The organism is Dyella acidiphila (genome assembly GCF_014863405.1).
GTDB lineage: Bacteria > Pseudomonadota > Gammaproteobacteria > Xanthomonadales > Rhodanobacteraceae > Dyella_B > Dyella_B acidiphila.
In genome coordinates, this window is sequence record NZ_JACZZA010000002.1 from 184,634 (window position 1) to 211,050 (window position 26,417).

The following is a 26,417-nucleotide window of genomic DNA, read 5'->3' on the forward strand; positions in this document are numbered from 1 at the left end:
TCACTTGCTGGAGGATTGATCGATGAAGCGCATGCTGAGGTCGCTCGCGGCCGCCCTGATGATGATGATCCCTGCCGCCGCCTTCGCCGCGGACGGCTATGTGATCACCGATGTCACCATGTATGCCGGGCCGGATGTGCAATATCCGCCGATTGAAGATGTGCCGGCCAATGCCTGGGTTTCGGTGCAGGGCTGTACCCCAGGCTGGGAATGGTGCGACGTGATTGCCGGGCCTGCCCGCGGCTGGGTGCCCGGCACGTATATCGCCTACATGTACAACAGCCAGCCGGTCTACGTAGTCGACTACGGCGCGCAGATCGGTATCCCGATCGTGACATTCGCGATCGGTGCGTACTGGGGGCGCTACTACGTCAATCGCCCGTTCTATCGCGACCGCAACCGCTGGTACGGACGCCCGATGCCGGTCCGGCCGCCGGCGCGGCCACCGATGCGCCCGCGCCCGCCGATCGGGCCGCCGGGAGGAAACCGGCCGCAACCACCGCCGGGTGGCGGCTATCGCCCCACACCGCCAAGCTATCGGCCGATGCCGCCCGGTGGCTATCGTCCGCAACCGCCGCCGGGGAACCGGCCGCAGCCGCCGGGAGGCAACCAGCCGCCGCCAGTCAGCAACCGTCCGCAGCTGCCCCCTGGCAACCGCCCCCAGCCGCCCGCGGGTAACCGGCCCGGAGGCAATCAGCCGCCGCCGAAGCCAAAGCCGGCACCGCGGCCACCGCAAGGGAATGACAACAACAACGGGAATTGAGCCCCGGGCGTAAATGCCATGACGCATTCGCAAGGCCTCGATGCACGCATCGAGGCCTTGCTGCTTCAGCGCTCAGGAGCTGCAGGAAAGCATCGAACAACCTGCACGGGATCGGGCCCAGTCGGGCCGCTTCTGCGCATAGTGCTCGCGGCCGGGCTGCTCCTGGTACGGATGGCGCAGCAGTTCCAGCAAGGTGTGGATGCCTGCGTAATCGCCCTCGGTGGCGCGATCGATCGCTTCCTGCGCCAGATAGTTGCGCAGCACATAGCACGGGTTGGCGGCATGCATGCATTCGCGCCGCTGCGCAGTGGTCAGTGGATCTTCGCGCAAGCGCGCTGCATAGTCCTGCAGCCAGCGCATGAAATCGGCCTCGTGCGCGGCGCGCTTGGCATCGTCGTAAAACGCTTGCTGCAACGGGTCCAGTGTCGGCGTTTGCAGATCGACATCGCTCAAGGCGCGGAAAAACAGCGTCATGTCGACTTCCGCCTGCTGCATCAGCGTCTGCAGGGTTTCCATGCGCACGGCGTCATCGTCGCGGCATTCGGCCAGGCCGAGCTTAGCCGCAATATGCAGGCGGCTGTGCTGCACGTATTCGTCGACGTAGCGATCCACTCCGGCCTGCAGCGGCGCGGCATCGCCGAACAAGGGCGCCAGCGCCGAGGCCAGTCGTCCCAGATTCCACCACGCCACATTCGGCTGCTGGCCGAAACGGTAACGGCGGCGCATGGCGTCGGTAGTGTTGGGGGTCCAGTCCAGATCGTAATCGTCGATCCAGCCGTAGGGGCCGTAATCAATGGTAAGGCCGAGCACGGACATGTTGTCGGTATTCATCACGCCGTGCACGAAGCCCACACGCATCCAGTGCGCAACCATCCGCGCGGTGCGGGCGCAGATCTCGGCAAACCAATCGCCGTAGAGATTTTCGCCGCTGCCGCACAGTTCGGGAAAATCACGGCGGATGGTGAAATCGACCAGCCGGCGCAACAGCTCCAGATCGCCGCGCGAGGTGGGCAGCTCGAAATGCCCGAAGCGGGTGAACGAGGGCGCCACGCGGCAGACGATCGCGCCCGGCTCGTGCTGGGGATGGCCGTCGTAGAACATGTCGCGCTCGACCAGGTCGCCAGTCAGCACCAGGCTCAACGCGCGCGTGGTGGGCACGCCCAGGTGATGCATCGCTTCGCTGCACAGAAATTCGCGGATCGAGGAACGCAGCACGGCACGGCCATCCGCACCGCGCGAATACGGGGTGGGACCCGCACCCTTAAGCTGCAGCTCCAGCCGGCCACCCTGCGCCGTCAGCACTTCGCCGAGGGAAATCGCGCGCCCGTCGCCGAGCTGTCCGGCCCAGGCGCCGAACTGGTGGCCGCCGTAGTTGGAAGCCCATGGCTGCATGCCATCGAGCACCGCGTTGCCGCCGAAAACCTCGGCGAACCACGGCTGAGCAATGTCCGCCTCGCCCAGCCCGAGCGCAGCCGCCATTTCGCGCGACCAGGCGATGACTCGCGGCGCCGCCACCGGGCTGGGGGCGACCCGCGAATACAGCGCGCCATGCACCTGGCGAGGGCCGCTGCCGTGCTCGGCATCGCCGGGCAGCTCGCGCAGGAATGCGTTATCGAATTGGAGGGAAGTCAAGGACATGGCAGCGCATATTCGGGCGATTGGTGGCTGATACAAGACTGATGGCAGAGGCCAAATAATCACCTTCACCTTATATATACATTCACGTCATTTCCTTGCTACAGTGCCTCCGCGGCTACGCAGGGGTAGCCGATGGAGTAAACACATGCACATGCTTCTCGCTCGTTCCGCCTTGTCGCGCGGAATGCAGCTGGTAGCAGGGATGCTCTCAGTAGTAACCACGCAGGACGCCCTTCCCGAACGCAGCAACAAGGCGTCGGAATTCACGCTGGTCTCCTGGACGTCAAGCGCGCGATCGCGCCGCGAAGACGAACTGGCCCGAAGCCGTCTGGATCACCCCTTAAGCTGACCTCGCCGCTACCGATCATGCGCGGGCGGATTCGCTGTTTTCGAAAATCCGCTCGATGTCGCTCGCGTCGAGGGCACGCCACGCGCCGGCCGCAAGCTCGCCAAGATCCAGACCGCCGACGGCGCTGCGATGCAGCGTCTCTACATGATTGCCGGTAGCCGCGAACATCCTGCGTGCCTGGTGATAGCGCCCTTCAGAGAGGTGCAGGCGCGCCTGGCGCGACCCCAGCACCTCGAGCAACGCCGGCAACAGCGGCGTGGTTTCCGACTCCAGCAATAGCGTGCCGCTAGCGAACAAGGCCTGTTCGTCGCCGCGCAGATCCTGCGCCAGGCTGGCCTCGTAAACCTTGGCGATCTGCGCGCGCGGCGAAATGATCCGATGCAGCAGCGCGCCATCGTCGGTGAAGAGCAACAGACCGGAAGTATCGCGGTCCAGCCGGCCGACCGTGGACAGCGCCGGACTGCGCGCGCGATAGCGCGGCGGCAACAGGTCGTACACGACACGGCCCGGATCCTTGCGCGAGCAAGTGACACCCAGCGGCTTGTGCATCATCAGCACCAGGCCGGTCGGCGGATCGAGCGGCTCGCCGTCGATGCGGATCTGCGCCGGCTCCACTTTATCGTCGGCGTACAACACTTCGCCGTCGGGATCGGTGATGCGTCCTTCGCGGAACATCCACGCGACATCCTTGCGGTTGCCATAGCCCAGATTTGCAATCAGCCTGACCAGCCTCATCCGCGTACACCTCGTGCTTCGATGACTTTGAAGCCATCTTGTATGGCGGCGACGCGCACTTGCTCGAAGTGCGTCGCCAGCGTTGCTTCGTAGGGCAGATGGCGGTTCGCCACCAGCCAAAACTGTCCGGTTCGCTGCAGCGCCTGGGCCGCACGCGCGATAAAGGCCCGGCCGAGTTCCGGCAGATCCGCGCGGCCCTGGTGAAACGGCGGATTGCTGACGATTACGTCGTAGCGCGGCTCGACTCCCGCCGTGACATCGTGCCAATGCACGGCACAGGCCAGCGTACGCCCATGCTGTTGCACGGCTCGCTCGAGATTGAGCCGTGCGGGTTCCAGTGCGCGCGCTTCTGCCTCGTAGAGATCGAGCGCCGTGACGTGACGGCAACGCGCAATGATCTGCGCGGCAAGAAAACCGTAGCCGGCGCCGAAATCAGCCACACGTCCGTGCAGATCCTCCGGCAGATGCGCCGCGAGCAGCGCAGAAGCGGTGTCGACGCGATCCCAGGCAAACAGGCCCGGCCGGCTGAAATAGCCAGCCGCATTCGGCTGCGGCCGGTCCAGCGTTAGCCATGTTTCCAGCAGCGCGGGATCGTGCGCTGTCGCCGGCGAGCTGCCCCAGAACACGCGGCATTTGTGCTTGGAACGATGGCTTACCGAACCGAGCAAGGCCTGCAGATCGGCCTGCGCGGATTTGGCGCCCTCGGCATTGGGCACGCAGGCCAGCACCGTGCCGCCACCCTGTGCATGCAAGACGGCCCGCGCAAACAATGCGCGCGCTTCTTCGCGCTGACGCGGCGGCAATACCAGCACCAATTTGAAGCGCGCGTCCGGTGCTGCATCGCCCAGCGCGAGTCCGCTGCGCGACAACGCCTCGGCGAAGGGCTTGAAGCTCTGTTCGCACAGCCACGCCGGCTGTGCCATTTCACGCAGGCGGTAACCGTCGCGCGCACGCAGGAAGAGCACGCTGCCGTCGGCGGGCAGGCGCAGGTCGCCGTCGGAAAAGGGCAGGAAAAGCGCATCCAGCACCGCATCGGGCGCGGACGCATGGATACCGACCATGGTCAAGGCGGATGCATCCGGAGGGAATCAGGGGGCGTATTGTACGCGCCGCTTGGCTGTCTCTTGCTGCCTGTTGCGAACACCCCCGCACCGTCATCCCGGCGTAGGCCGGGATCTAGCGTCTTTAATGCAACGAAGTCACTAGGTCCCGGCCTGCGCCGGGATGACGGTGAGGTGTTTACGGGGGTATCGCCAAGAGTGCCGGCGGTTTAGGCCTTTTGCCCCAGCCGCGCGATCCAGCGATACATCAGATACGTCACCAGCGCGAAGGCAATGCCGCCGATCCAGATCGAAGCGGTGCCGAAACTGTCGCCCACCAGCGCCAGCGGTGCACCCTTGCCGGAGAACACCACGATCGCCGCCACCACCACACCGATGATGCTCTCGCCCACGATCAGGCCCGAGGCGAGCAGCACGCCGAGCTGCTTGACGGCTTCGGCGCGAGGCGTGCGGTCGGCGCGCTTGTCGAAGTACCAGCCGACGATGGCGCCGGCCACGATCATCAAGGTGGTGGACGTGGGCAGGTAGATGCCCAGGCCAACCGCCAGGGGCGGCAGGCGCACGGACTTGGTGGTCGCGCCGAGCACCGCGTCGATCACGATCAGGCCGACACCGATCAGGCCGCCGACGATGATCAGGCTCCAGTCGATGTTGTTCTGAATCACGCCCTGCGCCAGCGCCGAGATCAGGCCAGCCTGTGGCGCGGGCAGCGCATGGGCCGGATCGACACCGGGCGCGCCCAGGAAGCCGTAGGCGTGATTGAGCAGGTCCAGCACCGGCGGAATCACGATGGCGCCGGCAATCACGCCGATCACCAGCGCCACCTGCTGGCGCCACGGCGTGGCATCCACCAGCTGGCCGGTCTTGAGATCCTGCAGGTTGTTGTTGGCGATCGCCGCTACCGCAAACACCACTGACGTGATGAACAGCGCGAAGGCCACCAGCGCCTTGCCCGAATCGACCGGCAGATCCGACTTCACCCCCGCCACCAGCAGCAGCGCGGCAATGATCACCACCAGGATGCCGATGCCCGAGAGCGGACTGTTGGACGAGCCGATCAGGCCGGCCATGTAGCCGCACACCGTCGACACCAGGAAGCTGAGGATCAGCACGAACACCACGCCGCCGATCACCAGCAGCGCGGTGTGCGAGCCCAGTCCGCTGGTCATGCTGAAATTGCCCAGCAGGTACGCGATCGGCAGCATGCAGATCAGCACGATCAGGCCGACGATGCCGATCGGCATGTCCTGCTCGGTACGCGGCAGCGTGGCGCCCTGCCCGGCCTTGCGCACGCGCGAGACGGCCATGGCGGAAGCGAGGCCGCTGACCACCGGCTTGACCAGCTTGGCCAGCGTCCAGATCGCCGCCACGCCGATGGTGCCCGCGCCGACGAAGCGCACGTAGTGGCTCCACACGCCCTGCGCCACATCGGCCACGTCGCCGGTGGCCGGATGCAGCAAGCTGAAATGCGGTACCGCCCAGCCCCAGCCGATCAGCGCACCGACCAGCATGGCGATGCCCACCCACAGGCCGACCAGGTGGCCCACCGCGAACAGCGCGAACGACAGGCTGAAGTCGTAGCCGCTGGCCGCGCCGCGATCGCCGATGCGGAAGTACTGCACCACGTCGCTGGCAAAGATCTTGGTCTGCACCACGATGTAGAACACCGCCGACACGATCGAGCCGACCACCACCGCCATCAACCCGCTGGTGCCGCCTTCGACCGCGGCCGATTGCGAGGCCTCGGCATGCTCGCCCGAGCCCACCTTGAGCACCTCGGCACAGGCCACGCCTTCCGGATAGGGGAGATCCGAATCGGTGACCAGCGCGCGGCGCAGCGGGATGGTGTACATCACACCGAGGATGCCGCCCGAGGCGCAGATGCCGAACGAGATCCAGAACGGGAAGCCCGTCCACCAGCCCACCATGATCAGGCCGGGCAGCACGAAAATGATCGCCGACAGCGTGCCGGCCGCCGAGGCCACCGTCTGCACGATGTTGTTTTCCTGGACGCTGGAATTCTTCATCGCGCGCAGGATGGCCATCGAGATCACCGCCGCCGGAATCGAGGTGGCGAAGGTCAGGCCGGCCTTCAGGCCGAAGAACACGTTGGCCGCGGTGAACACGAGCGTGATCACGATGCCGATGATCAGGCCACGGATAGTGAGTTCGGCGCGCGGTTCGGCGCCGGGTCCAGGTGCTGCATTCACGGGCGGTCTCCCCAAACTGTCCAGCTAACAAGATAGCGTGGATCGCCGGGGTGATGTTGATCGCCGTATTTGTGCAAGCGCACAGGCGCCCGCTGCGGGGCGCCTTTTCGTACCGATATCAGCGCGTGCGGTGTGCGGCTTTCTGCATATCGGCACGCAGCTGGGACGCCATCTCATTGGCCCCGTCGGCCAGTAGCGTCGGCAGCGTCTGCGCATAGCCCTGGTCACTGCCGCTACCTGCCGCGGACGCGGATACCTGCGCCTTGTAGTCGTGGTTGGTATCGAAACCGCGCGCCCAGATCGCACATTGCATGCTGAGGTCCAGGCCCAGTTCGCCCGGCGCCTTCTTTTCGTTGACGTGCACCGCGGCATCCAGCGAGGTGCAGGTCACCACCAGATCCTGGAAATAGTCCGGCTGCAATTGCGCCCCGAGCTGCGATTGCACCGCCGCGGCCAGTGCCGGCGCGGGCTCCAGGATCAGCTTGTGATCCAGTCCGCGCACCTCGAGCTTGTCCGGGCCGCCGGCCACGGTAAGCCACGGCGCAGTGCCCGGCCTGACCAGATCCCCGAGCGATGCCGGAGCATGTACGACCTCACCACCGCAGGCGCTGAGCAGCGCCGCGGTCCCAATGACCACCAAGCGTTTCATCCGGAACTCCCCTCTACAGACATCCCGAATTTAATGCAGCGCAGCAGTCGCTTCAACGCCCGGTGCTTCGTGATGCGACGCAGCCCGCAGCCGTGACCTTGGGCACGGTGGGCAGCGCGCGCCTGCTTGGCTAGTCTGGGCGGTCCGTATGTCCCGAGGAACCGTTGTGCGCAAAATCCTGCAATCCGCCCTGCTCGCCGCCGCCGTCGCCGCTGCCTGTTTCCCCGCCTATGCCGGCGACGACGCCAAGGCCACGCCCGCCCAGGACGGCAGCAATGCGGACGGCTTCCATCTGCCGCCCTTTCCCGCCGATGCGCATACGAGCCAGTCGGTAGAGGTCGACGGCCACACGCTGAAATACACCGTCACCGTAGGCACACTGCCGGTGCGCGACGACAAGGGCAATGTCACCGGCCAGGTGGTCTTCACCGCCTACACCATGCCCGGCAAGAACCGGCCGGTAACCTTCGCGCTCAATGGCGGCCCAGGTGCATCCTCGGTGTATCTGAACTTCGGGGCGATCGGTCCGAAGCGGGTGAACTTCGGCGTGGATGGCGCCAATCCCTCCGATCCGGCCGTGCTGCACGACAACCCGGGCACCTGGATCGGCTTCACCGACCTGATCTTCATCGACCCGATCGGCACCGGCTACAGCCGTGCCCTGGTGCCGGAAGACAAAGCCACCAAGCTGTTCTACAGCACCGACACCGATATCTCCTACCTCTCGCGCGTGGTCTACGACTGGCTGGTGAAGAACGGTCGCATGGAGTCGCGCAAGTATCTGGTCGGCGAAAGCTACGGCGGCTTCCGCGGCCCGCGCATCACCGAGTATCTGCAGACGCAACTGGGCGTGGCGATGAACGGCGTGGTGCTGCTGTCGCCCTATCTGGATGGCTCGGCATCCGATAACGAAAACGTGTCGCCGCTGCCGTGGATGCTGACCCTGCCCTCGATCGCCGCGGCCCATCTGGAACGCGAAAACCGCCTCACCGCCGAAGCGATGGCGCCGATCGTCGCCTACACCCGCGGCGACTACGCCACCGCCTTGATGAAAGGACGCACCGATCCGGCCGCCACCGCGGCGATGATCCAGAAAGTGACCGAACTCACCGGCCTCGATCCGGTATTCGTGCAGCGCTCCGGCGGACGCCTGGAAACGCAGGCTTATCTGCGCGAGGTGTATCGCGCCGAAGGCAAGCTGGGCAGCCGCTACGATTCCAACGTCACCGCCTGGGATCCGTTCCCCTACGCACCGCACCAGGTCGGCGGCGACCCGATCCTCAACGGCATCATCGCGCCCACCACCACGGCGATGGTCAACTTCGTCACGCAGACCGTGGGCTGGAAATACGACGGCCGCTACAACGCACTGAGCTTCGACGTGAACAAGCTCTGGCACGAAGACGACGATGCCAACCAGGGCTCGGTCAGCCAGCTGCGCCAAGCGGTGGCCAACGATCCGAACCTGCACGTGCTTATCGCGCATGGCTGGGACGATCTGTCCTGCCCGTTCATGGCTTCCGTGCTGATCGTCGACCAGATGCCGGCGATGGGCGATCCCACGCGCGTGCAGGTGAAGGAATATCCCGGCGGGCATATGTTCTACACGCGCGCGGCGAGCCAGTCGGCGCTGCTGCAGGATGTGAAGACGCTTTACGGCGTGCGCTGATCGCCCGCCACGTACATGTTTGGCGAGATATACCGCTGCACCTTACCGTCATCCCGGCGCAAGCCGGGATCCAGTGTATTGCTGTGTGAAAGTCGCTGGGTCCCCGCTTGCGCCGGGATGACGGTGAGGATGGTGGGGACAGCGAAGCAAGCTCGGCGATCGGATCAACGCACCATCACAACACCACATCCGGATGCCGCGCGCGCCACGCCGCCAGCAATGCGCGGTAATGCTGCCGCGCCTCTTCGTAGTAATCGAAAATGCACGGATCGCAGCCGTTGCCGCAGCAATCGCCCGGATCGGGCTCCACCGGCGGCGTGGGCGGCGGATCGTCGCGCAACAGGTCTTGGTTGACGGGGACGTTGTCGTTCATAAGCAAACAAAGCTGGATATCGCCAGCATGGTAGCCGGATCTCATCACTTCAAGCTTGGCGCGGGTCACCTGCGCGCCACCCCACATCAGGAGCACGCATGATGCGCACCTCGTCTTCTTTCCGTTCCAGACATCTGCTGGGCGGCCTGCTGTTTCCCCTCGCCATGCTGGCCTGCGGCGCTGCCGCGGCTCAGAGCTCACCCGCCGGCTATCGCGTCGTCGGCTATGCCAATGGCTGGAATCCGGTACAGACCAAGGATGCCGGCAAGATCGACACACTGATCTTCGCCTTCGCGCATCCGCAGGGCGGCAAAGTCACCCTCGCCGATCGCGATGTGAAGCCGCTGCAGCAGCTGATCGCACTTAAAAAGATCAACCCCAAGCTCAAGGTGGATATTTCCGTCGGCGGCTGGAGCGTGGGCGGCTTTTCCGAAGCGGCCAGCACCGTCGCCGGCCGCCAGCTGTTCGCCGACAGCGCCGCGGAACTGGTCGCCGCCCAGCATGCCGACGGTCTCGACGTGGACTGGGAATATCCGGGCCATCACGAGTCGGGTATTCAATCCAGCCCGCAGGACGAAGCCAACTACACCCTGCTGCTGAAGGCGATCCGCACCAGCCTCGATCGCGTCGGCGCTGCACATGGCCGCACCGGCGCCAATCACTACACGCTCAGTGTGGCGATTGCCGATGGTCCCTTTGTCGATCATGTCGATATCGCCGCCATCAATCCGTACCTGGATTGGTTCAACCTGATGACCTACGACTTCGTCAACGCGATGACACCGACCACCGGCCACCACACCGGCCTGCACGCCTCCAAGCTGATCGCCGGCGACGGCCGCACCACCGACCGCGCCGTGCAGCAATTCCTCGCCGCTGGCGTGGCGCCGAACAAGCTGCTGATCGGCGCGGCCATCTACGGCCGCGAATTCGCCGACGTGAAGCCGGACCACAACGGCCTCTACCAGGCCTTCGGCCACTACCAGGGCGGCCACAACTGGCCAGAACTGAAAAGCGATTACATCAACAAGCAAGGCTACGTGCGCCACTGGGACGCCGATGCACAGGCGCCCTATCTGTGGAACGCAAAGACGCATTGCTTCATCAGCTACGACGATCCGCAGTCGATCGCCGCCAAGATGGCCTACATCAAGGCCCAGCACCTGGGCGGCATCATGTATTGGGAGCAGACGCTCGATCCCAGCGATGAATTGATCGATGACATGTGGCGCGGCTTGCAAGATCGCTGATATGCATCGCCCCGGCACTGTCCGGGGCGATGATCGGGTGGCGCAAACTCAATTCGGCTTGCGGAACTTGAACATGAATTGATCCGTATGGCCGCGGATCGAGGCATCGAAGACCTTGTTGGTATGCGGGTCGCTCGGATTGCGCAGCACGCTGCTTTCGCCTGCGAACACGAAGCCGGCCGATTCCACCTGCTTCTTGACGATGTCCGGATCGATGCGATGCAAGGTATCGGTATCGGCCATGCCGCTGCCTGCCGGCGCCACGTGGTCGATCACCACAAACAGGCCGCCCGGCTTCAGCGCCGCATACACTTGCTTGTCGAACGCCACCGGATCGACCTTGCCCATGAAGGTGTCCGGATAGTCGTGGTAATTCTGCGAGGTGAACACGATGTCCACCGATTCAGGCGCACTCAGCTGCGCGGCCGGCTGGCTGAGGATGGTGACGTTCGAATAATGCGGATCGGCGGCGATTTTCTGGGTGATCGTCACGTTGTCCGCATCTTCCTTGGCGTACTCGTTCGGCCACAGTGCATAGACATGCCCCTGCTTGCCGACGATACCGCTGAACACGCGCGTGAAGTAGCCGCTGCCAGGGATCAGCTCCAGCACTTTCTGGCCTGGTTTTACCTGGGTGAAGACCATCACGTCGGTGATCTTGCGGCGCGCATCGTTGCTGGCATCCTGCGCACGCGCCGGATCGCTGATGGCGGCCCTGACGTAGGGCGGTACGTAATACACCGCATGCATGTGATTGGCCTGCGGCGTCTGCGCCAGAGCAACTCCTGACAGACTGAGCGCCGCAAGCACGGCGATGGTTATCGAACGCATGACGATCTCCTGGTTGAAGGGACGAGCCATCGCATCGATTGTGCGCCCGCCCCTGCCGCCTTGATACCTGACCTTTGGGCCATGGTGCGTGTTCAGCTCGCCAGTGGCCAGCGGCCGAGCAGCTGATAGTGGCCCTTGCCCACCACGCTGTGGATCAGCAGCAAATGCTGCACCTGCCAGCTGATCGGCTCGACCGGCACGCTCTGCGGCAGTTCGCGCCGGGCGTAGGCCAGCGTCACATGCGGCGTGAACGGCCGCTCCGCGCGCCGATGCACGCCGATCTGCGCCAGCGCCTGCTCCACTTCCTGCCAGAGACTGAGCAGAAGCGGCGGCACCATGCTGCCGCGCAACACACACGGCGGTTCGCGGCCGCGGAAACTGGCGACGTAGTCCAGCGTCCAGGCAAACGACGGTGCATGCACGTTATCGGCGGCAAGCTTGGCCAGGGTGACCAGTTCCATCGGCAATTGCGGATAGTCGCCGAGAAAATTCAAGGTGGCATGGAAGCGCTCGGGCCTGGTCCAGCGCGCACGCAACTCGGGATGCTGTTCCGCCAAGCTGCGGGCAGCTTGCTGGATGCGATAGCGCACGGGCTCGTCCGGCATCAGTGCAAAGAACAGCCGATGGGTCTCGGGCGGCGGCGTATTGAAAAGACCGGTCTGTTTCACGCGCTCAGTCATCGTGGAAGCGTACTGCATGAAAGCGGCTGCGTTAGGCTTGCATTCTTATTGCATACAGGTGTTCACCTCATGAAGAACTCACCGGCCATCGCCACTTATGACGCACAGCCGATGCGCGATCGTGTCGTGCTGATTACCGGTGGCGCGCAAGGTATCAGCCGCGGCATTGCGCAGGCCGTACTGGCTGCGGGTGGCTCGGTCATGCTCGGCGATCTGGACAAGCAGGCCGGCACCGCGTGCTTGCAAGAGTGGCAACTCGGCAAACGCGCTGCCTTCCGCCAGCTCGATGTCTCGCGCGAAACCAGTGTGCGTCGCTGGATCGACACGGCGCTCGCGCACTTCGGCCATATCGATGGACTGGTCAACAACGCCGGCATCGCCGATCCGCACCAGGGACCGCTGCATGAGCTTTCGCTGGAAAAATGGAACCGCTATCTGGGCACCAATCTCACCGGCGCGTTTCTATGCTGCAAATATGCCCTGCCAGCCTTGAGCGATACGGGCGGCGCCATCGTCAACATCGCTTCCACCCGTGCACTGCAATCGGAACCGCACACCGAAGCCTATGCGGCCAGCAAGGGCGGCCTGGTCGCGCTGACCCATGCCATGGCCGTCAGCGCCGGCCCCGCGGTGCGCGTCAACGCGATCCTGCCCGGATGGATTGCCACCGATGCCTGGCAGAAACCGGAAACACGGCACAAGCCCAAGCTCAGCCGGGCCGATCACGCGCAGCATCCGGTCGGCCGGGTCGGCACGCCGGAAGATATCGGCGCGCTGGCAGTCTATCTATTGGGCTCCGCGTCCGGCTTCGTCAGCGGCCAGCACTTTGTGGTGGATGGCGGCATGACGGTCAAGATGCAGTACGTCTGAGGCAGCTCAGCCCGCATCGCGCAGAAACACCGGCAAATCGGTGGTCGGCACACTGGCGCCAAGGCTGTACATCATCATCGCCACGTGGCCGCGGTGATAGCTCGCATGATTGACTACATGCTGCAGGATCTCGCCGCGGCGCAGCACACCTTCGCCGCCGCCGATGAAGGTGAAGCTCACCGGGTCGTCGCAGTGCTGCTCATCCAGCGCTGCGGTGTAGGCGACGTACCAGTCGTTGATCTGCATCTGTTGCGTGTACAGCGTGGCGAAGTCCGGACAATCTTCCGGATTACGCGAAGTGAAACCGTGCGGCACACCTTGCAGATGCGCTTGCCACACCTGGTCCATCGCATTGAGGTGATGCAGCGTGCGCAGCAGGCTGCCGAAGATGATCGGCTGCGAGCGTGTCAGCGCCTGCTCGGGCACGTTGGCCAGCGACTGGTAAATCAACCGGTCGGCCCACGCGCGGTAACGGGCAAGCATTTGCAGGTTTTGCGGCTGCGACATGGCGGTTATCCGGGGTGGGAGGCGGCCATGATACCGGCTGCTCCCGGCCGGAAAAATCGCGAACGTGCGATAGCCTGCGCCGATGAACGCCGCGCCTGTTTAACCACGATTTGGGTTGCAGCAAATCCAGGCAACACAACGTCTTGCGAAATTCACGCAAACATGCAGCGCAAGTTTTCCGCTGAACACAGCTGAACTTGGCGGCTTTTCGCTGTATGTAATCGCGCGTTTTCTCGCGTTTTCTCCTGTACGGTGCACGCCGAGGAGGAGACACCCCATGAAAACAATGACTTCCACGCAATATTTTTCGACGAAGCGTCGCTGGCTCGCGCGCTCCGCCGCAGCATTGTTCGCCGCTGCAACTGCGCTCACCGCGCTGCCGCAGCAGGCGCATGCCGGTGTCTTTATCGGCGTCGGTATTTCGGTCGGCTTTCCGCCGCCGGTATTGCCGGTTTACGTGCAGCCGGTTATTCCCGCACCAGGCTATATCTGGACGCCGGGCTACTGGGCATGGAACGGCGTCGAGTACTACTGGGTGCCGGGCACCTGGGTGCTGCCGCCGTTCTATGGTGCACTGTGGACGCCGGGCTACTGGGGCTGGGCCGGAGGCGTATACGCCTTTCATGCCGGTTACTGGGGTACGCATGTCGGCTTCTACGGCGGCGTGAACTATGGCTTCGGCTACACCGGTGTGGGCTATCTCGGCGGCCACTGGGGGGCGGGTGGTTTCTACTACAACCGCTCCGTGAATCAGTTCGGCGGCGTGCACGTCACCAACGTGTACAACCAGACCATCGTGCATAACACCTTCATCAACCGCACCAGCTATAACGGCGGCCAGGGTGGTCTTAGCGCACGCGCCACGCCGCAGCAGATGGCTTTTGCACGCGATCCGCACAATGTCGGCCCGATCGCCGCGCAGCAGACGCAGATGCGTGCAGCCAGCCAGAATCGCGCGATGTTTGCCTCGGTCAATCACGGCAGTCCGGCGATTGCCGCGACCCAGCGCCCGGGCGTATTCAACGGGGCCGGCGTGATGGCGGCGCGTGGTGCCGCAGCACCCGGAGCGGCAGCCGGCCGCTTCACGCCGGCAGCCGCCAACGTGCAGCACGTAAACAACAACATGGCGCTGCGCTCGGCCAGCTATGCACCGCATGCCAACACCGCCGCGCGCCCGGCCAGCGTCAATCGCAGCGCGTATCACCCGTCGACGGTCAATCGCGGCAACTACAGTGCGCACACTGCGAGCTCGTACCGGCCGGCAGCCAGCAGTTATCGGGCAGCTCCGAGCTATCACGCTGCGCCGCAGTATCACGCTGCGCAGAGCTACCATCCCGCAGCGGCACCGCGAGGCGGTGGCGGTGGCCGGCCGTCCGGTGGTGGCGGCCACGACTCGCGTCACGGCTAAGCCGTTCTATCTACGGCATGCACTGGAACCCCGGGAGCGTCGCTCCCGGGGTTTTTCTTTATCTATTGCAAGAGATCGTGTGCAAAAAGAAACCCCGCCAGCGGCGGGGTTTCTTTTATCCGATTCAGTGCGCGATCTGCCCGCCGGCCAACAGGCTGCGAATCATGCGCAACTTCGCCTTGAATTGCTGCTCATTGGCCGGCCCCATGCGCAGCATCAGCTTTTGGCCGTTGGACAGCGACTGCAATTGAGGATCGACGAACAGATAACGCGAGCCCGATTTGGTCACGGCAATCGAGGCATGCAGATCGGGAGCGGCGAGCATGTCATCAATCGCCACGATCAGGCGATCGTTGAAGTAGCCATGCGGATAACCGAGCTCGCGGTACGCCTGCTGGAACAAGGGATAGTTATGCCGGTACCAGTCGACCAGCGTATGCGGATCGGCGCTTTCCAGCACGGCTACATACGGATCGTAGCGCCCGGCATTGCCCGGACCGATCACGGTGACGCCATTGGCCTGCACGGTCTGCAGGCTGCCCGCCGGCGTGTGTAGCGGCAAGATGTAGTTGCTGCCCATGCTGTGGCGCGGCAGCGCATCGACCGTGGCGACGGTGCGCGAGATGATCTGATTAGGTACAAGCAGCGCATGCAGATCGCCGCCTGCGGCCAGTTTGGACAATGCATCAAGCACGCTGGCATCGCTGTCGCCCAACGCCGGCAGCGGTGCTGTGGACGCCGATACAGGGCCTGCCGCCGCTTGTGCGATGGGGTGCTCGATAGCCGTGGATGCACTGCTCGCCGGCGCATTCGATGAAGAGGACGCGGTCGGCAATGTGGTCTGCTCATTGCCCGGCGTTGCCTTGGGCTGCATCGCCATGCGCACCAGATAGACGCCTGCCGCAACGATGGCGAGCACCACCACGATCGCCACCAACCAGCTGGCGTAAGAGCTGCGCTTTTTGCTTCTTCTAGGGTTCACGCTACGACCTGTTTCACAATGAGTACCCGATTGTGACAGGCATGGCGGCGGTTTGTTCGCTCAGCGGCACGGCGCGAGCGGCTACGCACCGGATATCCGCAAATGAATGGCCCTGCTTTTCTGCTGCGTTCAGGCGACGCGAAAATGGCCGTCTGCGGCCGCAGCGCCGGCCGCTTCCGCGGTGTCGGCGTCGAGCGATCGGACCGGCACCACCGGCGGAAAACTGTCTTCGCGGTTGAAGAACAGGCTGCTGGCGGCGTACAGCTCCTCATACGAGGCCAGACGCTCGCGCAGCAATTCGCGCAATTGCGGGCCGAACAAATGGTCGACCTTGCTCTCGGTCTGTTGCGGCAGGCCGCTGAGCGCATCGCGCTTCCACGGCTCGGTCTTGAGGTCGGCAATATTCTGATGGCAGGTCTGATCCAGCTCGACCTGCGTCGGCAGCTCCAGAAAGCTGCACAGGCGATGCCATTCCTCTGCCGGGTTCTGCATCAGATCTTCGAGGAAAATGAAATGATGGTTGCGCGTACCAATGCGCGAGCGATGCACCTCCGCCGCACGATTCCAACGCACCACCCACTGCATCAGGCCGCCACTGAAGGATTTGTTGCCATAGCGCATTTCGGCATCGGTAATCGACGCCAGCACGTCGATGCCGGGACGGATCACATGGATCACCCGCGCTTCGGGCAAATAGCGCTCGATTTCCGGCAGATAGTGCAGATGATGCGGCGTCTTTTCGATCCACATGGAGCGGCCGCCCTGCTCGGCAAGGCCATCCAGAATTTCGATGAAGCGCGCTACGCAGTCGTCCTGGAACCAGGGCGCGCGCGAAAGCGGCTGTTCGGGCCCCAGCAGCGATTGCTGCAATTGCATGAATTCGCGGCGGCCGTAACGGCGGGTCAGGCCCAGCCGGCGCGCCATCTTGCGGCTGCGCGGCCTGGCCTCTTCGTCGCCCAGGCGGCAATGCAGGCCGCCCAGCAGGCGCGGGAAGAAACCGGTTTCGGGGAGGGTGAAAACCTGGGGATGCCTGGCCAGCATGGCCTGCACGATAGTGGTGCCTGACCGCGGGCACCCGACGACAAAGGTTCGTTGCATGAGCAGCTTACGCCCCCCGCTTTTTTATTGACTACTGATCGTGCGTCGTATCGCGTCGGCGCTGCTTTAACTACTTAACGCGTCAGATTTGGCTTACTGGCGTGTCAGGTTACTGTAAGTTGACGCAACTTACACATAACTGACACGTGTGTCCACATCGCCGGGGCCCCGTTTACAGTACTTAACCAGCTCGAGCCCCTTATACGCGGCTCAAGCCCGCTCAGGGCCGGCCGGTCCTGCGCTGATTTGCAGCAAATAACCGGCCCGCGCAGCCCTTAGCCGTCGCTTCGGCACGACCCGTGCATGACCCAGGCAACCCGATCTGCCTGGCCATCCGCGGAGACATGGAAACCAACAGCTGCCCGCCCCTGCCCACCGTCATGGACCTGCTCCTTGACGCGATCTGCGTGGTCGACACGCAGGGTCGGTACGTGTACGTGAGCGCAGCTTACGAGCGGATCTTCGGCTACGCGCCAGAGGAGGTGCTGGGGCGCCCGATGATCGAGCTGGTGCATCCGGAGGACCGCGCACGCACCCTGCAGATGGCCGACCAGATCATGAGCGGCCAGCCCAACCCCAGCTTCCAGAATCGCTATATCCGCAAGGACGGCCGGGTGGTGCACATCATGTGGTCGGCCCGCTGGTCGGAGGCCGACCAGGTACGCATTGCGGTGGCGCACGACATCACCGAACTCAAGCGCGCCGAAGGCGTACAGGACGCGCTGCTGGCGATTTCCGAAGCGGCCCATACGGCCAAGGACCTGCTGGCGCTGTTCCAGCGCATCCACCAGATCATCGATGGCCTGCTGCCGGCCCGCAATTGCTACGTGGCCTTGTACGACGAACGCCAGGACGAGCTGAGTTTTCCCTATTACGTCGACGAATACGACGAAGCACCGCCGCCGCGTCCGCTGAGCCAGGCCACGCTTACTGGCGAGGTCATCCGTACCGGCAAGCCCCTGCTGCTCACGCCCAGCACCCGGCCGGCGATCCTGGACGGGCGCCTGCATTATGTCGGGCGCGATTCGCTGGACTGGCTGGGCCTGCCGCTCAGCACACCGAGCGGCTGCATCGGCGCAATCGTGGTGCAGAGTTATTCCGGCGAAGTGCGCTACACCACGGAAGACCAGGCGCTATTGCAGTTCGTCTCCAATCAGATCGCCGCTGCCATCGAGCGCAAGCGCAACGCGACCTGGCTGCAATACATCGCCGGCCATGATGTGCTTACCGCGCTGCCCAACCGCGAGCTGTTCTACGACCGGCTGGAAACGGCGTTGGCCGTGGCGCGCCGCGACCAGCTGCAGCTGTCCGTGCTGTACATCGACCTGGACCGCTTCAAGCAGGCCAACGACAGCCATGGCCACGACGTGGGCGATCAGCTGCTGCGCGAGGCGGCGCGGCGCATTCGCCTGTGCCTGCGCGAATCCGATACGGTCGGGCGCCTGGGCGGCGACGAGTTCGCAGTATTGCTGCTGGGCGTGCATCGGTCGGAGGATGCCTGCGTGGTGGCCGAGAAAATCCGCGACATGCTCAACCAGCCGTTCGAGCTGAACGGCCATTGCCTGCAGATCTCCTCCAGCATCGGCATTGCGGTGTATCCCGAGCATGGCCAGGATCGCAAACGCCTGATGCGTCATGCCGACACCGCCATGTATACCGCCAAGCGGCGCGGACGCAATCAACTGGGCATGGCCGAGATCGCCGACTTCAGCGAGGACGATGCGCCGCTGGACGCCTAGCGCAGCCGCAAAAAGGCCACCGGCACTCCGTACCGGTGGCCCGCCCTGCAGCGCTGCACCGCTGGCGGCCCGGGCATGCCTCCCGGGCCGCCAGCGGCTTCCCCCTGCTCGTTACTTGCCGATGTCCTTGAGGATCTCGTTGGTGTAGCCAAGCACGCCCACGCTCGGATACGAGTTGCAGGTCGACGAGGCGCCGCCTGCCGCACACGGCGTATCGCGATCCAGCGACCAGAAGTGCACGCCGGCCAGGCCGTTGGCGGTGGCGTAGTTGGTAATGGTGTCGATATCGGCCAGCGTAGTGATTTCGCTGGCCGAATCGTTCTGGCCGATCATCGGCGTCAGCTCGATATGGCTGGATGGCACGCCATAGGTGTGCTGCAAATTGACCACCGCCTGCACCGCCGACTGACCCATTTCGCAGACGCCGCTCACCACCACGCAATTGGCCGCCGAGGTGCCGCCGTAATCCATCGTCATCAGGTTGATGGTGTAGTTCTTCAACGCCGGACTGGATGCCTGGATCGCCTGCACCACCCACGCGCCGAGAGTATTGACGCCGCCATAGCTGCCGTCGGAAGCACCCAGCGTGGCGATGGTGAAGGAGAAGCGCAGGTTCGGATATTGCGACTGCGCCGCGGCCACGTCGGCCACCAGCTGCTGAATTTCAGCTTGCGACTGGCCGCCTTCGATATCGAAGTCCACGCCGATCATCTGCGCGGTGTAGTACTTGGCGATAAAGCTCTCGAACGCCGATGCCGACGAACAGGTGAACACGCCGGCTTCGCCGCCGGTGGACACGATGTAGTTGAGACCTGCGCTGGACAGCGAGTTGGCTGCGCCTGGCGTGATGTTGGCGGAAATGAATTCCGACGGCGTCACGCCGGCCCAGTTCTCGCTGCCGCATTCGCCGGTGGCGAAGGCCAGCGTGATTGCGGGCAGTTGCGGCACCTGTGTTTCATACAGACCACCGCTGCCGACCACCGGAATCGCCGTACCCGTCACCGCCGTGGCCATCGCATACGTATTCCAGTTCATGTTGATGCTCATGTCCTTGTAGGGACTGAACACGAAGCCGCTGGGTGTAGGCGTGGGTGTCGGAGTTGGCGTAGGTGTCGGAGTGGGGGTGGGTGTCGGTGTAGGAGTCGGCGTGGGTGTAGGAGTCGGCGTGGGCGTCGGCGCGCCGCTGCACGATCCCTCCGACGTCCACGGCGCACCGCTACCGGCGGCGCCGTTGTTGGTCGCCGGATTATTGCCCTGGGTCCAGAAGTTCGCCTTGTAGTTCACGCCGCTTTCGCTGACCAGCGCACCGCCACTGTAAGCGGTGGACGCCACCCAGGCCGGATCGCAGCCGGGCGATGGCGTGGGGGTCGGCGTGGGCGTGGGCGAGCCGCCGCAAGCACCTTGCGAGGTCCAGGGTTCGCCGCTGCCGGCACCGCCACTGTTGCTCGCCGGGTCATTGCCCTGCGTCCAGAAGTTCGCCACGTAGTTGACGCCGTTCTCGCTGGCCTGGTTGCCGGCGACATAGACATTGGTGGAAACCCACGCCGCCGCGCAGCTCGCTTGCGCATGCACGGCCTGTATCGGCGCCACCGTCAGCACGGTGGTGGAAAGCGCCGCGCCAACCGCGGTGCTCAGGGAACTCAACGCCAGCGTGGACCACTTGCTTGATTTCTTCACTTGCATGGGACTGTCTCCAAGGTTGGATTGAACCGCGACAGGTGAGAAACATCGGCGTATGCACGGCCGCGTTCCGGGCAGCCATGGGGGATCGGCGCCACACCCTTCCATGCGCGCTGAATACCGCGTGTTCTGCTTTGCGATGACTGTGCAAATAGATGTGCAGCGCCAGCTCGATGCGCACTGCACCTGTGCATGCCGGCAGCGAACCGGGCGTTCCGGTCCGCTGCGACATCCCCTGCTCCATCCGTGGCAACCGGACGCGTGCGCCCGGCCGCGCACGGCATGGCGCCGTGCGCGCTTGCTTGTATTTACTTGCCGAGGTCTTTCAGGAACTCGTTGGTGAAGCCGAGCACACCCACGCTCGGATACGAGTTGCAGGTGGCCGAAGCCGAACCTGCCGCGCACGGCGTGTCGCGATCCAGCGACCAGAAGTGCACGCCGGCCAGGCCATTGGCGGTGGCGTAGTTGGTGATGGTGTCGACGTCGGCCAGGGTGGTGATTTCACCCTGCGAATCGTTCTGCCCGATCATCGGCGTCAGCTCGATATGGCTGGCGGGAATGCCATAGGTGTGCTCCAGGTTCTGCGCCGCCTGGATCGCCGACTGGCCCATTTCGCAGGCGCCGTTCACCACCACGCAATTGGCCGCCGAGGTGCCGCCGTAATCCATCGTCATCAGGTTGATGGTGTAGTTCTTCAGCGCCGGACTGGAAGCCAGCACCGCCCGCACCACTTCGTCGCCCAGCGAATTCACGCCGCCGTAGCTGCCGTCGGAAGCACCCAGCGTGGCGATGGTGAAGGAGAAGCGCAGGTTCGGATATTCCGATTGCGCGGCAGCGGCATCCGCCACCAGTTGCTGGATCTCGGCTTGCGACTGGCCGCCTTCGATATCGAAGTCCACGCCAACCATGTGCGCCGTGTAATACGAAGCGATAAAGCTTTCGAACGACGACGCCGAGCCGCAGCTGAAGGTGCCGGCCTGGCCGCCGGTGGACACTACATAGTTAAGCCCGGCGCTGTTCAAGGCGCTGATATTGCCGGCGATGAAACCCGAAGCCGAAATGCCGGCCCAGTTCTCGCTGCCGCAGGTGCCGGTGGCGAAGGCCAGCGTGATCGCACCCAGGTTCGGCTCTTGCGTTGAATAGAAGCTGCCGCTGCCGACCAGCGGCAAGGTGCTGCCGGTGACCGCGGTCTGCATCACATCCGTATTCCAATTGACGCTGACGCTGATGTCCTTGTACGGACTGAACACGAAGCCGCTGGGCGCTGGCGTCGGGGTTGGCGTAGGAGTCGGCGTGGGCGTGGGGGTCGGTGTAGGAGTCGGCGTAGGGGTCGGCGTCGGCGAGCCGCCGCACGCGCCTTGCGAGGTCCACGGCTGACCGCTGCCGGCGCCGCCATTGTTGGTGGCCGGATCGTTGCCCTGGGTCCACCAGTTGGCAACGTAATTGGTGCCGTTCTCGCTGGCCTGGTTGCCGGCGGTGTAAACCTGCGTGGCACTCCACGCAGCAGCGCATGCCGCTTCGGCATGCACGGTCTGCACCGGTGCTGCGGTAAGCAGCGTGGTGGACAAGGCCGCACCCAGTGCGGTGCTCAGCGAGCTCAAGGCCAGGGCGGACCACTTCGTCGACTTCTTCACTTGCATAGGACTGTCTCCAGGCTTGGATGGAATCACAAACAGGTGAGCTGCATCGGCGATTTCAGACGCCTTCCAGGCAGTCATGTGGGGACGATCGCCTTGTTCGCTTCCATGCGTGTTCCCGCGTGTCATGCATGTCGCACTTGCCAAAAAGCGCAGCGAGTATCTGCCTAGCATGACAACGTTGTCCAGTACGTTTGGCCGCTATGCCCACGCGATAACGTGATTCGTATCGCAAAGAAGAAATTGCCATATCTGCATTGCGTCAATTCACACTTCGTGCACAACCATGCACAGCAAAAAGGCCAGAAAAGCAGCCTTTTGACGCTGCAACGCAACAAGCAGGCGATGCCCGCGGCATACGATCGATGCAATGCAAACGCAAGCATCAAGCGGTGCGCGGCATCGCTGCGATGCCATCTTCGGGCATCTGGCAGTGCAACACATGCCCGGCATGGCGTGGCGCAAAAAATAGACACTTATGACAACGATGGCCACGAAGGACAGCGCCGGCCAGGACAAAAATTCCCGCGCCGCATGTCGAATCGCGCGCACGCTGCTCGTCGCCATGTAGAGCCACCACGCACAGGAGCTTGGCCGTGAATACCCGATTCCAGCGCATCACCCCTTTCCTATGGTTCGACGACAAGGCCGAAGAGGCCGCGCACTTCTACGTATCGGTGTTCGACAACGCGCGCATCCTCGCCAGCACCCGCTACGGCAAAGAGGCAGCCGCTGCATCGGGGCGCGCGGCAGGCTCGATCATGACGATCGCCTTCGAACTGGATGGCCACAAGTTCACCGCACTCAACGGCGGCCCGGTGTTCAACTTCACGCCCGCGCTGTCGCTGGTGGTCAATTGCCATACGCAAGAAGAAGTCGACCACTACTGGAACAAGCTCTCGGCCGATGGCGATCCCACCGCGCAGCAATGCGGCTGGCTGAAAGATCGCTATGGGCTGTCCTGGCAGATCGTGCCGACGCAGCTGGTCGACTATCTGACGCATGCCGATGCGGCGAAAGCGCAAAAGGCCATGCAAGCCATGCTCAAGATGAAGAAGATCGACCTGGCCGTGTTGCAGCAGGCGACAGAAGCCTGAAATGTCGCGCCCTCCTGCGCATCACGGGGAGGGCGTCGCCGCTTGTACCATGGGGCACGCATCGGGCCCCGAAGAACAGCGCAATGACGCAGCGCACCATCCAGGCGTATAATGGATGAATCCGGCTCCCCCTACCGGATGGATCAATACAGTCTTACTCCCATGGCCGATGCCTCCCGCTCCATCGCGACCGAACACGGTCGCCAGTCCGGCGTGCTGCTGTCGATTCTCAGCACCGTCGCCTTCACCTTCATCGCCTATCTGACCATCGGCCTGTCCCTGGCCGTGCTGCCGACCTTCGTGCATGGCCAGCTGGGCCTCGGCGCGATGCTGGCCGGCCTGGCCATCAGCGTGCAGTACGTGGCGACCTTGCTCAGCCGTCCGCATGTCGGCCGCATGGCCGATGCGAAAGGTCCCAAGCGCACGGTGATCACCGGCCTCACGCTGTGCGCCGCCAGCGGCGCGCTGCTGTTGCTGGGCGCACTGGCAGCGCATTGGACATGGCTCAGCCTGAGCCTGATCTTCCTGGCGCGACTGGCGCTGGGTTGCGCAGAAAGCTGCGTCGGCACCGGCGCCATCACCTGGGGCATGGGCCAGGTCGGCCATCACCACACTGCGCGGGTCATTTCCTGGAATGGCGTGGCCACCTATGGCGCGATCGCCGCCGGCGCACCGCTGGGCGTGCTGCTCGATCACCGTTTCGGCTTCGCCGCCATCGGCGTGATCAGCCTGCTGCTGCCGCTGCTCGCCCTGCCGCTGGCGCAACTCAAGCGCGCCACGGCGGTAGCTGCAGAGGAACGCTCGCCCTTCCGCACGGTAGCCGCGCGCGTCATTCCCTACGGTATCGGCCTGGCGCTGGGCTCGATCGGCTTCGGTTGCATCGCCACCTTTATCACGCTGTTCTATGCCACGCATGGCTGGGACAACGCCGCCTTCGCGCTCACCGTGTTCGGCGTGGTGTTCGTCGGCGTACGCTTTATCTTCGGCCGCACCATCAACTGGCTGGGCGGTTATCGCGTGGCGATGGCGTCGCTGGCCATCGAAGCGATCGGCTTGCTGACCATGTGCCTGGCGACGAACGCGCACATGGCCACGATTGGCGCAGCCGTCGCCGGCCTGGGTTTTTCATTGGTGTTCCCGGCGCTCGGGGTGGAAGCGGTGCACCGCGTGCCGGCGCACAGCCGCGGCTCGGCGCTGGGCGTGTTTTCCGTGTTCATGGACGTGGCCATGGCGCTCGCCGGCCCCTTCGGCGGCTGGGTTGCCGGCGGCATGGGCTACAACGCGGTGTATGGACTGGCGGCGATCGCGGCGATTGCCGCAGTGATTCTTGCATTGGTGTTGCAGGCGCAGGCGGCGCGTGAGGCCGCCACGCCAGCCATGGCAACGGATGCGTGAGCCCGCGCCAATGACGTGGGTACGGGCACTGCCCACAAATCGCCACACCACTGTCAAATATCTGAAATATAAGATTATTTTAGGATTTTTCACCTAAAGTTCACGCCACTGGCGCCGACTAGGAGGCATCCCCTTCCCCAAGGTGTGCCCATGTCCCGTTTGTTCTCCGGCCTGTTTCGGGTCACGTTGCGTCGAATCCTCCTGCTTCGTCTTGCCGGCACGCTGCTGCTGCTACTCGCCATCGGCGCCATGTGTGCGCTGCAACTGACGCATGCAGACCAGCGCATCCAGTCGGTGGTCAGCGGCACGCTGGCGCCGATCTCCGATGTCGGCCGCATCCAGAGCGATTTCAACAACGATTTCCAGGCGCTCTCGCATGCCGTGCTGATGCGCCTGCCTTCGGCGGCCGACGATGCCGCCACCGCCATCAAAAGCAACCGCGTCGATATCGATCGCTACTGGAAGCCACTGCTGCAGAGCGGCCTGGGTACGCAACAACAGCAGCTGCTGACCGTGGCGGCCGAACATCGCAAGGATGCCGAACAGGCCATGGACGATACGCTGGCACTGCTGCAGGCCGGCCAGTTCGATATCGCCCAGCTCAAGCTCGCCACCGACGTGCAGCCGGACTTGGTGCCGCTGCAAAGCGATTTCACCAATCTGTTCGAGAGCGCTCTGGCTGCCGGCAAGGCGGAAGCGCAGACCCAGCATGTCGCCAACCGGCATGCATTGATCGTGCTGCTGGCGGTATTCGCCGGCGCCTTGCTGCTGGCCTGCCTTAGCGACGGCATCCTGATCCGCGCGCTGGGCGCACGCCTGCGGCTGGCCAGCGGTGTGGCGCAGCGCATTGCACGCGGCGAACTGGGGCAACCGGTGGCGATCGGCCGCGACGACGAGATCGGCGATCTGCTGCGCGCCCTGGTGGCGATGGATACGCAATTGGCCGGAGTCGTCTACGAAGTGCGCAACGGTGCCGCCCAGGTCCGCGAAGGCGCGCAGATGCTCGAACAAAGCACGCTGACGCTGAGCCAGCGCACGCAAGCGCAGGCAGCGAGCCTGGAACAGAGTTCCGCCTCGATGGAACAGATGGCCGCCAGCGTGGCCGAAGCTGCCGCGATGGCGGATCAGGCCAGCCGCGTCGCCGCCGATTCGCGCCGCCTGGCCGAGCAAGGCCAGCACGTGGTGGCGCATTCGGTGACTGCCATGGATGCGATCGATCGCTCCGGCCAGCGCATTGCCGAATTCGTCGGCCTGATCAACGACGTGGCGTTCCAGACCAACCTGCTTGCGCTCAACGCCGCAGTGGAAGCCGCGCGCGCCGGCGAACATGGACGCGGCTTCGCGGTGGTTGCCGCCGAAGTGCGCGAACTGGCGCAGCGCTGCTCGGCCGCTGCCCGCGAAGTGAAGCAGTCGATCGAGGCCAGCGCCGATGCACTGCTCGACGGCCGCAGCCATGTCCAGCGTTCCGGCGAGGCCTTGCACGGCATCGTCGCCAGCGCTGCACTGGTATCGGAAAAAGTAGCCGGCATGGCACTCTCCGGCCGCGAACAGAAGGCCGGCATCGACCAGGTCAATCTGGCCGTGGCCGGCATGGACGCCATGACCCAGGAAAACGCCGCGCTGGTCGAGCGCACCGCCAGCATGAGCCACAACATGCGCGACAACGCGGAAGCTTTGCTGCAGCAGATGGCGTTCTTCCGCATCGAAGCGGTTGCGATCGGTGAAGGCATCCATCCGGTCCAGGCCGTGCCGCCGATCGCAGCGATCTATCCCAGCCTGGATCAAGCCGCCTAGTG

General features: G+C 64.2%; 24 protein-coding genes. 11 read left to right on the forward strand and 13 right to left on the reverse strand.

All coding sequences use genetic code 11. The features are described 5' to 3' along the window. The first annotated feature begins 22 nt into the window (after window positions 1-22). On the forward strand, window positions 23-763 hold the full coding sequence (locus IGX34_RS05310; RefSeq protein ID WP_192554652.1) for an SH3 domain-containing protein: 741 nt from the start codon (window positions 23-25) through the stop codon (window positions 761-763). A gap of 72 nt (window positions 764-835) precedes the next feature. On the opposite strand, the gene IGX34_RS05315 is transcribed toward IGX34_RS05310, so the two are convergent. Beyond that, window positions 836-2,395: a protein adenylyltransferase SelO gene (locus IGX34_RS05315; RefSeq protein WP_425598780.1), complete on the reverse strand. Its 1,560-nt coding sequence runs from the start codon at window positions 2,393-2,395 to the stop codon at window positions 836-838. A 151-nt stretch (window positions 2,396-2,546) separates the two neighbouring features. Between IGX34_RS05315 and IGX34_RS05320 the strand changes: the two genes are divergently transcribed. Next, window positions 2,547-2,750, forward strand: a complete 204-nt coding sequence (locus IGX34_RS05320) for a hypothetical protein (RefSeq protein WP_192554654.1) — start codon at window positions 2,547-2,549, stop codon at window positions 2,748-2,750. A 15-nt stretch (window positions 2,751-2,765) separates the two neighbouring features. Here IGX34_RS05320 and IGX34_RS05325 read toward each other — a convergent pair whose 3' ends face one another. From IGX34_RS05325 to IGX34_RS05340, 4 genes are all read right to left on the reverse strand, one after another. Continuing rightward, the gene (locus IGX34_RS05325; protein ID WP_192554655.1) at window positions 2,766-3,485 is read right to left on the reverse strand and encodes a pseudouridine synthase; all 720 of its coding nucleotides are present in this window, start codon (window positions 3,483-3,485) and stop codon (window positions 2,766-2,768) included. Beyond that, on the reverse strand, window positions 3,482-4,546 hold the full coding sequence (locus IGX34_RS05330; protein ID WP_192554956.1) for a class I SAM-dependent methyltransferase: 1,065 nt from the start codon (window positions 4,544-4,546) through the stop codon (window positions 3,482-3,484). Before IGX34_RS05330 ends, IGX34_RS05325 begins: the two co-directional genes overlap by 4 nt. A 209-nt stretch (window positions 4,547-4,755) precedes the next feature. Continuing rightward, window positions 4,756-6,756, reverse strand: coding sequence for an OPT family oligopeptide transporter (locus tag IGX34_RS05335; protein ID WP_192554656.1), 2,001 nt, complete (start codon window positions 6,754-6,756; stop codon window positions 4,756-4,758). A gap of 118 nt (window positions 6,757-6,874) precedes the next feature. After that, a complete protein-coding gene (locus tag IGX34_RS05340; RefSeq protein ID WP_192554657.1) occupies window positions 6,875-7,405 on the reverse strand; it encodes a hypothetical protein in 531 nt (176 codons plus the stop codon). Between the two features lie 148 nt (window positions 7,406-7,553). Here IGX34_RS05340 and IGX34_RS05345 point away from each other — a divergent pair, with 148 nt between their 5' ends. Then, on the forward strand, window positions 7,554-9,074 hold the full coding sequence (locus tag IGX34_RS05345) for a S10 family peptidase (protein WP_192554658.1): 1,521 nt from the start codon (window positions 7,554-7,556) through the stop codon (window positions 9,072-9,074). A 175-nt stretch (window positions 9,075-9,249) separates the two neighbouring features. Here IGX34_RS05345 and IGX34_RS05350 read toward each other — a convergent pair whose 3' ends face one another. Further along, entirely contained in the window at window positions 9,250-9,447 is a 198-nt protein-coding gene (locus IGX34_RS05350) for an oxidoreductase-like domain-containing protein (RefSeq protein WP_192554659.1), read from the reverse strand. A 98-nt stretch (window positions 9,448-9,545) separates the two neighbouring features. Here IGX34_RS05350 and IGX34_RS05355 point away from each other — a divergent pair, with 98 nt between their 5' ends. After that, window positions 9,546-10,697 (forward strand): glycoside hydrolase family 18 protein, encoded by a 1,152-nt coding sequence (locus IGX34_RS05355; RefSeq protein WP_225737249.1) that lies wholly within the window; start codon window positions 9,546-9,548, stop codon window positions 10,695-10,697. Window positions 10,698-10,745: 48 nt separating this feature from the next. Here the strand turns inward: IGX34_RS05355 and IGX34_RS05360 are convergent, their stop codons facing one another. Together IGX34_RS05360 and thpR are read right to left on the reverse strand one after the other, a co-directional pair. Further along, a complete protein-coding gene (locus IGX34_RS05360; RefSeq protein WP_192554660.1) occupies window positions 10,746-11,528 on the reverse strand; it encodes a class I SAM-dependent methyltransferase in 783 nt (260 codons plus the stop codon). Window positions 11,529-11,620: 92 nt separating this feature from the next. Next, complete coding sequence (thpR, locus tag IGX34_RS05365; RefSeq protein WP_192554661.1) at window positions 11,621-12,226, reverse strand: RNA 2',3'-cyclic phosphodiesterase; 606 nt, start codon at window positions 12,224-12,226, stop codon at window positions 11,621-11,623. Between the two features lie 51 nt (window positions 12,227-12,277). On the opposite strand from thpR, the gene IGX34_RS05370 reads away from it, so the two are divergent. Then, window positions 12,278-13,078: an SDR family oxidoreductase gene (locus tag IGX34_RS05370; protein ID WP_192554662.1), complete on the forward strand. Its 801-nt coding sequence runs from the start codon at window positions 12,278-12,280 to the stop codon at window positions 13,076-13,078. Window positions 13,079-13,084: 6 nt separating this feature from the next. On the opposite strand, the gene IGX34_RS05375 is transcribed toward IGX34_RS05370, so the two are convergent. Then, complete coding sequence (locus tag IGX34_RS05375) at window positions 13,085-13,585, reverse strand: DinB family protein (RefSeq protein ID WP_192554663.1); 501 nt, start codon at window positions 13,583-13,585, stop codon at window positions 13,085-13,087. A gap of 277 nt (window positions 13,586-13,862) precedes the next feature. Between IGX34_RS05375 and IGX34_RS05380 the strand changes: the two genes are divergently transcribed. Then, complete coding sequence (locus IGX34_RS05380; protein ID WP_192554664.1) at window positions 13,863-14,993, forward strand: YXWGXW repeat-containing protein; 1,131 nt, start codon at window positions 13,863-13,865, stop codon at window positions 14,991-14,993. A gap of 124 nt (window positions 14,994-15,117) precedes the next feature. Here the strand turns inward: IGX34_RS05380 and IGX34_RS05385 are convergent, their stop codons facing one another. Together IGX34_RS05385 and IGX34_RS05390 are read right to left on the reverse strand one after the other, a co-directional pair. Next, window positions 15,118-15,975: a DUF3014 domain-containing protein gene (locus IGX34_RS05385; RefSeq protein WP_338015418.1), complete on the reverse strand. Its 858-nt coding sequence runs from the start codon at window positions 15,973-15,975 to the stop codon at window positions 15,118-15,120. Between the two features lie 129 nt (window positions 15,976-16,104). After that, entirely contained in the window at window positions 16,105-17,073 is a 969-nt protein-coding gene (locus IGX34_RS05390) for a sulfotransferase family protein (protein WP_225737250.1), read from the reverse strand. Window positions 17,074-17,453: 380 nt separating this feature from the next. On the opposite strand from IGX34_RS05390, the gene IGX34_RS05395 reads away from it, so the two are divergent. Next, complete coding sequence (locus tag IGX34_RS05395) at window positions 17,454-18,812, forward strand: GGDEF domain-containing protein (protein WP_225737251.1); 1,359 nt, start codon at window positions 17,454-17,456, stop codon at window positions 18,810-18,812. Between the two features lie 111 nt (window positions 18,813-18,923). Here the strand turns inward: IGX34_RS05395 and IGX34_RS05400 are convergent, their stop codons facing one another. Both IGX34_RS05400 and IGX34_RS05405 read right to left on the reverse strand, forming a co-directional pair. After that, on the reverse strand, window positions 18,924-20,495 hold the full coding sequence (locus tag IGX34_RS05400) for a carbohydrate-binding protein (RefSeq protein ID WP_192554667.1): 1,572 nt from the start codon (window positions 20,493-20,495) through the stop codon (window positions 18,924-18,926). Between the two features lie 305 nt (window positions 20,496-20,800). Then, a complete protein-coding gene (locus tag IGX34_RS05405) occupies window positions 20,801-22,132 on the reverse strand; it encodes a carbohydrate-binding protein (protein WP_192554668.1) in 1,332 nt (443 codons plus the stop codon). A 216-nt stretch (window positions 22,133-22,348) separates the two neighbouring features. Here IGX34_RS05405 and IGX34_RS05410 point away from each other — a divergent pair, with 216 nt between their 5' ends. From IGX34_RS05410 to IGX34_RS05425, 4 genes are all read left to right on the forward strand, one after another. Continuing rightward, window positions 22,349-22,729, forward strand: coding sequence for a hypothetical protein (locus IGX34_RS05410; protein ID WP_192554669.1), 381 nt, complete (start codon window positions 22,349-22,351; stop codon window positions 22,727-22,729). Next, window positions 22,726-23,226, forward strand: coding sequence for a VOC family protein (locus tag IGX34_RS05415; protein ID WP_192554670.1), 501 nt, complete (start codon window positions 22,726-22,728; stop codon window positions 23,224-23,226). Before IGX34_RS05410 ends, IGX34_RS05415 begins: the two co-directional genes overlap by 4 nt. 162 nt (window positions 23,227-23,388) lie before the next feature. After that, window positions 23,389-24,621 (forward strand): MFS transporter, encoded by a 1,233-nt coding sequence (locus tag IGX34_RS05420; RefSeq protein WP_192554671.1) that lies wholly within the window; start codon window positions 23,389-23,391, stop codon window positions 24,619-24,621. A gap of 150 nt (window positions 24,622-24,771) precedes the next feature. Next, complete coding sequence (locus tag IGX34_RS05425; RefSeq protein WP_192554672.1) at window positions 24,772-26,415, forward strand: methyl-accepting chemotaxis protein; 1,644 nt, start codon at window positions 24,772-24,774, stop codon at window positions 26,413-26,415. Window positions 26,416-26,417: the final 2 nt, after the last annotated feature.